Genomic DNA, 11,787 nt, shown 5'->3' with positions numbered 1-11,787 from the left:
TTACTGAAAAACGATGGGAATTTAGGCATAAAATGCTGAAGTAACAAGAATAAGAAGGAATATATTTTTTTCTTCTCGTTAATAATGTTGGGAGTAAGGTTTTTTATGATGTTTTATTACAGAATGTTTAATTTGTTATTCATGTTCTTGACTTGTTTAATGTTTTGTGGTATTACCTTTCAAAGGTATAAAAAATACCTCAAAAACATGATGAGAATTGAATTTACCTCAAATATTTGGTGGAAATTGACAGAATAGGCTATTTGAAATTGGTGGAAATTGACAAAAGGTGCTATTTAAATTTGGTGGGACCAAAGGAAATGCTTAATATTGCGCTACGAAACAAAAGTAATGGAGGATAATATGATCTATTTTAAACGAAAAATGTATGAACGCATGCTTCAGTGGAAAAAGGAGCGTGATGGTGCAACAGCGTTACTTATACAAGGAGCCAGACGCATTGGTAAGTCTACATTGGCAGAGGAATTTGCCCGTAACGAGTATACATCCTTCATGCTTATTGATTTTTCTATTGCTCCGGTCGAGGTTCATGATCTTTTTAAAGATGTGTCCGATCTTGATTATATTTTTCTGAGACTACAACTTATTTATCGGGTGCAACTGATAGAACGCCAGTCTGTGATTATCTTTGATGAAGTTCAGAAAGCACCTTTGGCTCGACAGGCAATTAAACATTTGGTAAAAGACCACCGATACGATTATATTGAAACCGGTTCACTAATCTCAGTATATAAAAGCACTGTAGATATAGTGATTCCAAGTGAGGAGACAAAGGTTGATATGTTTCCTATGGATTATGAAGAGTTCAAATGGGCCATAGGCGATACCGCAACCATACCATTACTTCGCACAGCATTTGAAAAGAAAATATCTTTGGGCGATGCCGTTCACCGCAGAATGATGCGTGATTTTCGTTTGTATATGCTTGTTGGTGGAATGCCACAGGCTGTTGCAGAATATATAAAAACGAATAATTTGAGTGCTGTAGATCAGGTTAAGCGTGATATTATTTCTCTGTACGAGGAAGATTTCAGAAAAATAGATGCTTCAGGGCGGGCAACTGCAATGTTTGATGCCATACCTGCACAACTTAGCAAAAATGCGTCCCGATATAAAGTCTCTGCTGCTATACCGGGTGAGAGACAAGATAGAGTGATCAGCCTTGTGCAGGCGCTAGAAGATTCTATGACAACTAACATTGCTTATCACTCCACAGATCCTAATGTGGGCTTGGCGCTTACAAAAGATAACGAGAAATATAAAATTTACGCAGGCGATACAGGCCTTTTTATAACACTTGCATTTAAAGATAAAGATTTTACGGAAAACATCATATACAATAAATTACTGAATGATAAACTCAAAGCAAATTTAGGCTATGTATATGAGAATGTTGTGGCTCAAATGCTTCGGGCTACAGGCAAACAACTATATTATCATACTATTCCAATAGCTGAAGGGAAAAAGTATTATGAGATAGATTTCCTGATTTCTGAATCAAACAAGGTGTCACCCATTGAAGTGAAATCATCCGGATACAAAACTCACTCATCATTGGATGCCTTTTGTGACAAGTTCTCGGATAGAATTCAAAACAAATTCCTTATATATACCAAGGACTTGAAACGAGAAAATGGAGTCAATTATATCCCTGTGTATATGACTTTGTTTTTGTAGACTAAATGTCACAATATAATTAGCATAACAGCCATTTCCATACCGGAATGACCTCAATTGTTTTACCGTTTATTTTTAGCACGCGCTCTGTATCACGAGTAATAATCAGCAGTTTCTTGCATTCCAATACTTCGGTAATTTTCAGTAAGGCTTTTACTTCCCTGTCAAACGTTCCATCGTTATTGTCGAGATTATAACATACCTGAATGGCTGTGTAATCATCGGGAATGTAGAAGTCAACTTCAATACTTTGATTATAGAAATAAACAGCATCATTTCGTCCATATTTACGAAGTAGGTTTACAGCTACCATGTTCTCCAACAAAGAAGTGTTTCCGTCCAATAAAAAGAGGTTCAGAATGCCGTTATCTGTGAAATAGTACTTTGGTGAAGTTTCCTTATCGACCAATTTTCCCGCTATATTTTGCACAGGGTTGATAAGCCAGGCATCTTTGGCGTATTCCATATAATTAATAACGGTCTGCGTTCCTACCTTTGCTCCGGTCGAAGATACGATATTCGCTATACGGGTAAACGACAATGGTTGTTTTACGCTTTCCGCCAGTTTCTTGAACATAATGCGCAAAGCAAAGGTGTTATCTACCGTATGACGAGCCGCAATATCTCCCAGATAGATTTTCTGATAAACACTAGTCAGGTAATCCCGTTTTGCGGCAAATTCTGCTCCTTCCGGGAATCCACCAAAGTAGAAATAATCGTTGAACTTTCGTAATATTTCGGCTTTGCCTTCCGTAGATAGGAGATGCTTAGCCGTTGCCGGAACATTGTTTGCCGTCAAAAACTCTTTGAAAGAATACGGATAAACATCAATAGGAATATAACGCCCTCCCAAAGTTGTTTGTATATCCTGGCTTAACATTTTAGCATTGCTTCCCGTGATATAAACTCGATGTTTAGTATCAGCCATACGACGGGCAAATTTTTCCCATCCGGGAACGTTTTGCACCTCATCCAAAAACAGGATAGGTCTCTTGCCGTACATTTCTAAATGAACTTCTAATAGCAGATTCAAAACCTCCGCTTTCATTCCAGTAAGGCGTTCGTCTTCAAAATTGATATAAAGCATTTCATCCCACTGTACGCCTTGTGCAAGTAGCTGTTGCATCCGTTGGTATAAGAGATACGATTTTCCTGCTCGCCGGATACCAACAAAGACGTAGTTCCCAAACTCCTCAAAAGTGAAATCCCGTGAGATTACCTTATATTTTGGGACTTCCAGCTGATTGTCAGCGATAACCGTTTTCAGAATATTTTTATCCATATCTTCCTGTTTTTATTCTGTCAATAGCACAAATATAGCATGCTTTTATTTTATATGCAAAACAAAAATAGGAATTTTTTGTTTTGTAAGCAGAATAAAAGTCTTTTTATTCTAAAGCTGATATGTCTTAAAGAGTAGTTTTACCCTATGGAAAAGGACTTTAGTATGTTGCGCATGATATAATAATCAAAAAGCAATCTAAGGTACTTTCCGGTTTCTTCTGATTTAAAGCATAAATGCAAAGGAAAAGAACTGCACGCTAAGAACAATTACAGCAATTGTGTTGATAACTATTTTCATTCAGATAGAATTATCTTGATCCTATTTTTCATTGATTTGCCACAAACTTACTTTTTTTTTGTGGCATTCTAACAGTTTAAACTGTACGTAGCTACATTATTGTAGATGTTGACGGGCTTTTATCATGGTCGCTGTCATTTCCGTAATAGTTAAGCATTACGTAAAACTCATCCATAATCTCTTGCATTATCTGATCAAAATAATTGTTTCCAATCAGTCCGTCTTCTTCTTTTATCCTTTCGTTCAAGGTCGCAAATAGCGACCTTGAACATATATCTATGATTTTAATTCGCATTTCCGTTCAACCATATATTTCTAATTTCACAGAATTCATCAACGTTTAAGCATAGTTCTTCCCATTGGCTGATGTAAGTTGGCAGCTCTATTTCTAGTTCTTCTATATAGTATTTCTTCAGCGTAACTAGAAATCTGGAGGCTCTGCTTTTTTTTAGAAGTTTGAGATGAACGTCTTCTTCAGAATCTCCTTTTTGAATGGATATCTCATCGTATAAGTATTCGAATCCAATCTGTAACTCAGATAAAACTTCTTCTGTAAACAACGATTTGTTAGTAGACAATAATTCATTTAAAGTTTCAATGTATTTGTCTAGACCCGGTTCCTTCCGATTTTTTATGTTTTCAATGATACTGTTTATCAAAATACTGGTGTCTTCGTATCTTTGCTCAACAAGTACTAATACGGCATTAAGAGCATCGAAGATTTCATCTTCATTTTTTGAATATAGTTTTTTGTTTATTTCTTTATATAAAGACCTTTTGGATTCGGGAAAGATCCTAATAAAGGATGATTTTGCTTCCAGGTCTTCCATGTTGTATTCACTTAGTTCATCAAGCAAAGTTTGAATGGCTTTTTTATTTAAAGGATTAATAAGTGATGTGTGTTTCACGAAGAGTTGAGAGAATACGTTAATCATATTTTTAAATCTTGCTTTGAATTTTTCGGAATAGCTTCCCATGAATCTATCTCTTGTGTCTTTTAGATATTCTTTATCAGCATTCCACCAATCAATAATTTTTTTAGCAAGATTGTTAATGTCTTCGGCTTGCCAAATATATTCAGTCTTTTTATATGTAGTACCTATGATGTCTTGAAATAAAGGCAATCTACTACCTCCTGTGTCACTTATTTCATATGTCTTATCATTGGCCTGAATTGGCAACTCGGATATTTCAATATAATTCCGTAATAGCTCTTGAGGATTAATATGTTGAGGGTGAGGCAGCTTTAAAAAATGAAATTTGTCGAAATTCGTATTTATCGGAAAACCATCATTACCTACCGAACTCCATAACGCTGTTCCAAATTCTTGTTCCTGTGCATTTGTTAGTAAATTTAATCTGCGAAGAACATCTAAAGAGGTTATGGCTATTTCTTTTGTTGTGGCGTTATTTGTTAAATAAGAAAGCAGTTTTTCTATTCTTTTATTTACATCAATATTCTTGTTATTGTTTTGGGAGATTTTGTCTATGTTGAGCAAGCGAAGCGGGTCAATAAAAGAATCTGTTTCGTCAGGTTCTAAAATAATGGGAAACTCTAATAGGTCAGGAATTAAATTATATTGTTCTTCAGTGCTAAAAGATGTTGTAATTTTTTGAACTAATTTGTTAATGCCAGTATATGTTGATTTCGATGTGCTATATGATACATAAAGTTCTCTAATAAATAACAGCAATTCCTTTCTGACTTCAAAACTGCACTTTACGCAAAGTCTGGATAATGCTTCAGGAAAAACAGTCGATAATAAAATGGCAAAGTTTTCACGATAGTAGATATCACCTTTTTGTCTTTCCATTTCTGTCTCTCTTAGAGCTTTTAAATAAAAGTGCACTAATTCATCACACCTTTTTTGGCTGTAAAATGCCAAGGAACGTCTATTCCAAATATCTTTTATAGTCTCTTTATTTCCTGATCTAATAAACGAAATAAAAGCCCAATTAGGTGAATAGTCTGAAATGCATATTATAGCTCTTTTTGCAGATTTATCTCCAAATGTAATATTAGGCATTTTGAGAGGAATACCTGTTTCTTCTATATATCTGAGAAAAGAGTATGCATCCATTGTATAAGTGGGGCTATTGTTTAGATAAAACGTCCGACTTTTACTACCAATCTCAAAATTATATTTTGTGTCATATTCATTTTTATTTTCGGAGTTAGTGTTTAACAGGTATTCAAATGTTTTTAGTTCGCCCCAAGGGTCGCATTTATATTGGGCTAGTGTATTCCAACGTTTGGAATATTCTTTTGTTTCTTCTAACTTTTCAGAGTTATGGAAAAGGTATAGTGCTCTTTTTACGTATTGCAATAATTGCAGAATATATGATTCTTGTGAAATTAAAAGATAGTCATTATTGATGGGCTTTAGCGTTAATCTATTCCTTACTTCATTTAAAGATGTTTCTAGTATCTTTTCGGCCTCTTTTGTATTTCCTAGCTCTGCCATTAAACCGGCCCTTTTAGCTTCCCAATATGGAAGTGCTGTGTTCGTAGGCCAGTTATTCAGTTCCTTGCGTACTGAGGATATGTCTAGTACGAACATGAAATATAAACAGCGCTCATAACAGTATCTAGCAAGTAATTCTGCAGATAGTTTCTTTTTTATAGAATCTATTTTTGCAGCCAATTCATTCCATTTATCATTAATATTTTCTTCCCGATAATATCGCAACATAGAAAGTTGTAGCTCAATCCAATATGATTTGATTGATTCCCAATTAATGCCATCATTCTCTTGTGGAGTATTAGCATTTTCAATTTGAAATATGTTCGGAAATGGATTGTATTTTGAAACGGCAGTTTCGTAGTACTGAATCCATTCATTTAAAATAGGGAATAAGCATTTCTCTATTCTCCAATTGAATTCATATAAGAATGTGAGTGCTAATTCAGGTTCAAGATTATTGATTTTATTAATGTAGTATATGCGAGTTAACTCATATAGCTTGTCACGGCTTTCTTTGGGTAGTATAAGCCAATTAGGATATTCTTCTCTTGTTTGTTTCCATATGTTAATTATTTTTTTGAATTGGTTAGGTAGATCTTCTTTATTAGTCAAACTAATTCTGTTCTCGTTTTTGGGGTAATTGAAGTTATTATCAGTTTTAGCCCCCTTAGCTTTGAGTTTTTCAATGAATAATCTCAGTGCGTCGCTATGCATAGTAGAGTAACGAGTTAGATCAACGGGTATAACGTTTCTACATTCCAATAATTTTCTCTCTCCCTCTGAAAGAGACAGTACCCCTATTAAATATATTTTTGGTGAATTATCTTTGCCTAAATTGTCACGTATCCACCCAATCCATTTTTGAAAATTGGGATCGTTACCCGAGAAACCAATTAAACAGAGTGTGTTTTCAAGTAATGATTGTTGCACGGTGTTTACAAACGGGGCAAAATCGCGGGGATACTTACGGTAATCTTCTTCTGTAATAATAAATGGTCTATCTGAAGGGAAACTGCCGTGCAACTTGATGATTCGAGGCTTAGTTGACCAAACCAAATCTTCTTTGTTTATAACAGTTTCATAACGTTGTTCTAATATTTTTTCTGCAGTTCGCTCTAGCAGCGTATCGTAATTCGTCGTGAAAACATCTGTCCAAGGCAATTGTAATAACATTCTATGTAGTTCGGAAGGTTGGTATTCTAAATCGGGAATCTCATCTTGCAAAAGTTTGTTTAGTGCAGCTCTTCCTACTGTAACTTCAACCTCTTCAGCCAATTTTAAAACATCTAAATAGCATTTTTTATCTTCACTTGGAGCCGAACCATGAACCTTTTTATAGAAACAATCTCCTAAGTCACTCCATGAAGGAAACTTCTTTGAACTTATTCCATCACATTGTGCATTCATGCTGAAGCCGGCACCAACCATTAAGCTGGCATGTCCGTTATATAATTTTTCAGCGATATCATTCAGGTAAATTTCAATATCCGTCACCTTTTCCATGCTCATGTTTTTTGTCTTGTTACTACTCTTTTAAGTGAACTTATAAGATACAAATATAAATAAATCAAATGGATTTACCTCCCCTAAATTTCTATTTTTTTTATCTTATATATGAATGACCGTTATGCATTTATTCTTTCAGCTTAACTTCTCCTCCTCCTTTTCCTCTTCTTTTTCAAAATGATTTGCGACTCCGGATATTTTTCCAGCTCATCATCATCTACCACCATGAAAACGAGATTTTTATCCTCGCTGATTACTTTTGAAATAATGCGTGCCAATTTGTGTAAAATGAAGTCGTAATTCATTTCACTGAGGCAGCAATTTATATTTTTATGAATAGTTTTGAGGTTGGGAGATACTCCTTTCTGGGTTTTGCGTATTGATTTGCTACTAGTTCCGCACCTTAGTTCTATCTCGCGCATGGAGAGTGAAGCGTGTTTTGAAAGCCTATTTATTAGGTACAATGCTACATTTACCGTATTACTATAAAGCCTAGTCTCGAAATCTTGTTTCTTGTTCTTTTTTCTGTTAGTCATTATTCTATAATTGGTTGTTTGCTGCAAAAATAATTTTTAAAAAAATGATAGGTGCAGGACTTTTGTCCGGCACCTATATGAAAATAACTTCTTTTCTTTGCGCCAATGAAAATAATTAAATCCTTTAAACATGAAAAATAGTCAATATTTCCTTCACGACTGCTGCGCGCGCAACAATGCCAAGATGCTTTCCCTTACTGCCGACAAAGGTTTGGAGGGTTACGGAGCCTACTGGGTGCTGTTGGAATATCTTCGCGAGCAAAGCGATTACTGCATGCCCTTGTCTTTGTTACCATCTTTGGCCAAACAATTGGGCAAATTCACTCAATGGGTGGAAGAAATAGTTTGTAATTACGGCTTATTTGTGCTGACGAACGACGGACGCTTCACCTCTCAGGGCTTGCAACAACGAATGAAGCCGTTGGAAAATAAGAGAAAGGCACGTGATGCCAAAGCGGAGAAAGAAGCCCTCAAATTGGCTGCCCAACAAGCGGGCAATGGTACCCCGCCAACAGCAAGCCGGAAAACACGTGCGGTAGCCAAACCTGTTCGCCCTGTTGTTGCAAAACCGGTGGGTGAGGCTGACTGCTTTTCGGAAACCGGCGAGGCTGTTTCGCCAAGCGGGGAAATTATTTTGCAACCAACCTGCGAAACTGTTTCGCCAACTCAACAAATTGTTGCACCGACTTATGAAGCCGTTCCTCAAACCCGTGAAACTGTTGCACCAATCTGCGAGGCTGTTCCTCAAACTCAAGAAACGGCTCTTCCGCCAACTAACGAAACAGTTCAGCCAACAACCCACGAATCGGTTTCGCCAACTGAAAAAACAGTTCCGCCAACCCAAAAAACGATGCCCGAAAAACCCGTTAACAGCAACACAAATTCGTCATTTTCTGCTGCACAAAAAACAGAAACAAACGAAAAAAACAGTGCAAAAAACGTCGAAAATACGCCTTTGCAACTAGTTGATAATGAGCGTGTTGCAAAGGCATCTCTAGAAGAGAAGAGAATAGAAGAGAAAAGGATAGAAGAAATTAAGAGAAAAGAAAAAGAAGCTACCGCTTCTGAAAAAGAAAGCAGCAGCAGCGGCAGCAAATCTTCTTCTTGGGAGGGTTGGCTGAACGAAGCGCTAGGGGAGCGTTCGTGGTTGGAACTTCAGGCGATGCATTCGGGGTTGGGAGGTGCTTTCCTGCCGTATCTGGAAGTTATTTCCAAGACATTCAGGGAGCACGTACTCAGGCAGGGAACGGAGGTTACGATCTGTTCGCTGCGCGATGTGAAGTCGTACTTCAGCAACTACATTCGTCAGGGCAGCATCACGAACAAGCACTTGCGAGAGGTGATTGAAAAGGCTGCTGCCACGGATGTTTACCGCTTCGAGCAGCTGGTCGACGGACAGCGAACGTACTGCGGATTGCCCATTCCCGAGGGAGCACCGCCTCGTCCGGCCGTGACTTCGGTGTGGGATGAAAGGAAGCTCTGCTGGGAATATTAGCTTGCCTGCACGACAACAAATTGCTCGGGGCAATCCACCCAATTGCTCGGTGCAATTGCTTCCATTGCTCGGGGCAGATTTCAAAGTGCTCGGGGCAATGGGCAGCATGGGCGAAAACATCGCTCAAACCTTTGTGAATTTAAATTTTAATACAGTAATTATGTTTGACTTTAGTAAACTCGGAATTGATGTAAATGGCCGCACAAGCGGAAAAATGAAAGTAAAATGTCCGTTTTGCCATGACAGGCGGACGAATAAACGCGACAAATCGCTCAGTGTAAATCTCGGTACAGGGCTGTATCATTGCCACTATTGTGACGCCAGTGGCAAGGCGGAAGATTTCAGTAATCGTTTCAAAATTAACAACACCTACGGTTACAACAGCGGTGCAAACCGTGTGCCTAAGAGCCCGTGGAGTGGGCAAGTGCCGCCCCCTGCCAATAGGGTGCCGAAGAAGCAACCCACGTTTACCTGCAGGCCCATTCCCGGAACGCTGCTCGTGGCTGCCAAGGCTACGGATGAAGTCGCCCCGAAAGCTCCGTTTAACGGTGATTCCGGCCACATCAACGTTTCCAGTCATGCAACCGACAAAGCCCCAGTGAACGCCCCGTTTACCCCGCCTTTTGCGGTGACTCAGGCTACCGATGCCGCGCCTCCCAATGGGGCGGAAACACCCGCTAACCCCGATGCAGCAAGAGATGCCGCCCTTCACTGGCTGATGCACGATCGGGGCATTCCTGCCCAGGCGGTGGCTTACATGAAAATCAGCAGCTCACAGGAACTCATGCCGCAAACGGGCAAGAAAGAGAACTGCATCTGTTTCAATTATTTTGAAGAAAACGAGCTGATTAACACCAAATATCGCGACGGGTGCAAGAATTTCAAAATGATCACCGGTGCCGAACTCATTCCGTACAACATCGACGGCATTGCGGGCACCCCGCAGTGCATCATCACCGAAGGCGAAATCGACCTGCTTTCGTTCCTCGCCATCGGCCGCACGGATGTGGTGAGCGTGCCCAACGGTGCCGGCAGCAACCTTACGTGGCTGGATCGTTTTGTGGAGACGCATTTTGAAGACAAGGAGGTGATTTTCCTGGCTGTGGATGCCGATGAAAAAGGCCGACAACTGCAACAGGAACTTTTGCGTCGGTTGGGGTTGGAACGGTGCCGCATTGTCAACTTTGGCGAGGGCTGCAAGGATGCCAACGAGCACCTGCTGAAGTTTGGTGCCGATTCGCTGGCACAGGCTTTGGAGGATGCCCCCGAGGTGCCTCTCGAAGATGTGTACACCGCCCACGATGTGAGTGATGAGCTGCTGGCATTTTTTAACAACGGATTTGAGCAGGGTGCGCCTACCGGACTCACGGCACTCGACAAGTTCATCACCTTCGAAACCAAGCGCCTTTGTGTGGTGACGGGTGTTCCGGGACAAGGGAAATCCGAGTTTGTTGATGAAATGGTGCTTCGACTCTGCCTGCATCACAGTTGGAAAATTGGTTACTTCAGTCCCGAAAACGTGCCGCTGGTGTACCACCTCCGCAAGCTGTTCGAGAAGGTGAGCGGCAAGCGCTTCTCGCCCCAATGCACCGGTCCCGAGCTGTATCGCAGGGTGCAGAACTTCATGGGCAACAACGTGTGTCACATCATTCCCAAAGCCGATTTCTGTGTCGATACGGTACTCGAGAAAGCCCGTCAGCTGGTGCGTCGCAAAGGCATCCGCATCCTCGTGATCGACCCCTACAACCGCATGGAGCACCAGATTCCGCCCGGCATGAGCGAAACGCAATACATCGACAACTTTCTTGACAAGCTCACCAACTTTGCCGTGCTCAACGACTGCCTCGTCATTCTGGTGGCGCACCCCCGCAAGATGAACCGCGATGCCCGCACGGGCAGCCCCGATCGCCCCACGCTGTACGACATCAACGGCTCGGCCGCCTTCTTCAACAAGTGCGATTTCGGCTTGGTGGTGGAGCGCATGCCCGATGTGGTGCACATCTACGTGGAGAAGGTGAAGTTCCGCAACCTCGGTCAGCCCGGCATGGTGCCGCTGGTGTTCAACCCAACCAACGGTCGCTACAGCCTGTGCGATGAAGAGCCCACGGCCGGCAGCCCAGAGATGCGCATCACTAACGTAAAGTTTAACACCGATTGTTGGTTGCCCAAAGAGGAAGATCAAGAATTATTTTGGGAAGGAAATGAATGAATTTTGTTTTCAGTTCAACTATTTTTCCTACTTTTGTAGGGATCCGTAATGTTATATCTAACTTGAAAATCGAAGTTGATCTATACTGATGCTGACTATAATGAGTGCTGCTTAATCACCTAATTCACAAAATAATATCGCATTAACCTTGCAAATTTAGTTTTCAATCGAAAATTTGCAAAAAAGGAGGATCCGAAGCTTTGAATAATTTTCTACGAGGAAATGAATAAACATTGTTTTCAGTTCAACTATTTTTCCTACTTTTGTAGGGATTCGTAATTTTATATCTAACTTGA

7 protein-coding genes are annotated in these 11,787 nt (G+C 40.0%); 3 read left to right on the top strand and 4 right to left on the bottom strand.

The window, feature by feature from the left end:
• Window positions 1-351 precede the first annotated feature (351 nt).
• Window positions 352-1,698, top strand: coding sequence for an ATP-binding protein (locus ACKPCE_RS13550; RefSeq protein ID WP_319505575.1), 1,347 nt, complete (start codon window positions 352-354; stop codon window positions 1,696-1,698).
• 19 nt (window positions 1,699-1,717) lie between these two features.
• On the opposite strand, the gene ACKPCE_RS13545 is transcribed toward ACKPCE_RS13550, so the two are convergent.
• The 4 genes from ACKPCE_RS13545 to ACKPCE_RS13530 all read right to left on the bottom strand — a co-directional run bounded on the left by ACKPCE_RS13545 (window position 1,718) and on the right by ACKPCE_RS13530 (window position 7,787).
• The gene (locus tag ACKPCE_RS13545) at window positions 1,718-2,980 is read right to left on the bottom strand and encodes an ATP-binding protein (protein WP_319505574.1); all 1,263 of its coding nucleotides are present in this window, start codon (window positions 2,978-2,980) and stop codon (window positions 1,718-1,720) included.
• Between the two features lie 391 nt (window positions 2,981-3,371).
• Window positions 3,372-3,527 carry a hypothetical protein gene (locus ACKPCE_RS13540; RefSeq protein WP_319505573.1) on the bottom strand — a complete coding sequence of 52 codons (156 nt, stop codon included), beginning with the start codon at window positions 3,525-3,527 and terminating at the stop codon, window positions 3,372-3,374.
• Between the two features lie 37 nt (window positions 3,528-3,564).
• Window positions 3,565-7,248, bottom strand: coding sequence for an SIR2 family protein (locus ACKPCE_RS13535; RefSeq protein WP_319505572.1), 3,684 nt, complete (start codon window positions 7,246-7,248; stop codon window positions 3,565-3,567).
• Between the two features lie 143 nt (window positions 7,249-7,391).
• Window positions 7,392-7,787 (bottom strand): hypothetical protein, encoded by a 396-nt coding sequence (locus tag ACKPCE_RS13530; protein ID WP_319505571.1) that lies wholly within the window; start codon window positions 7,785-7,787, stop codon window positions 7,392-7,394.
• A gap of 130 nt (window positions 7,788-7,917) precedes the next feature.
• Between ACKPCE_RS13530 and ACKPCE_RS13525 the strand changes: the two genes are divergently transcribed.
• A complete protein-coding gene (locus tag ACKPCE_RS13525) occupies window positions 7,918-9,282 on the top strand; it encodes a DUF7833 domain-containing protein (protein WP_319505570.1) in 1,365 nt (454 codons plus the stop codon).
• Window positions 9,254-11,491 carry a bifunctional DNA primase/helicase gene (locus tag ACKPCE_RS13520; RefSeq protein ID WP_319505569.1) on the top strand — a complete coding sequence of 746 codons (2,238 nt, stop codon included), beginning with the start codon at window positions 9,254-9,256 and terminating at the stop codon, window positions 11,489-11,491. The genes ACKPCE_RS13525 and ACKPCE_RS13520 overlap by 29 nt, the downstream gene beginning before the upstream one ends.
• The last annotated feature ends 296 nt before the right edge of the window (window positions 11,492-11,787 follow it).

This window comes from Bacteroides graminisolvens, from assembly GCF_963666085.1.
Taxonomy (GTDB): Bacteria; Bacteroidota; Bacteroidia; order Bacteroidales; family Bacteroidaceae; genus Bacteroides; species Bacteroides graminisolvens.
Note: the sequence above shows the minus strand (reverse complement) of the source record. Positions and strands in the feature narration are given on the sequence as shown.

Excerpts from the sequence above, each read along its gene's own strand:
- ACKPCE_RS13550 (WP_319505575.1), top strand. The coding sequence starts at position 352 with ATGGAGGATAATATGATCTATTTTAAACGAAAAATGTATGAACGCATG.
- ACKPCE_RS13545 (WP_319505574.1), bottom strand. The coding sequence starts at position 2,980 with ATGGATAAAAATATTCTGAAAACGGTTATCGCTGACAATCAGCTGGAA.
- ACKPCE_RS13535 (WP_319505572.1), bottom strand. The coding sequence starts at position 7,248 with ATGGAAAAGGTGACGGATATTGAAATTTACCTGAATGATATCGCTGAA.
- ACKPCE_RS13530 (WP_319505571.1), bottom strand. The coding sequence starts at position 7,787 with ATGACTAACAGAAAAAAGAACAAGAAACAAGATTTCGAGACTAGGCTT.
- ACKPCE_RS13525 (WP_319505570.1), top strand. The coding sequence starts at position 7,918 with ATGAAAAATAGTCAATATTTCCTTCACGACTGCTGCGCGCGCAACAAT.
- ACKPCE_RS13520 (WP_319505569.1), top strand. The coding sequence starts at position 9,254 with ATGAAAGGAAGCTCTGCTGGGAATATTAGCTTGCCTGCACGACAACAA.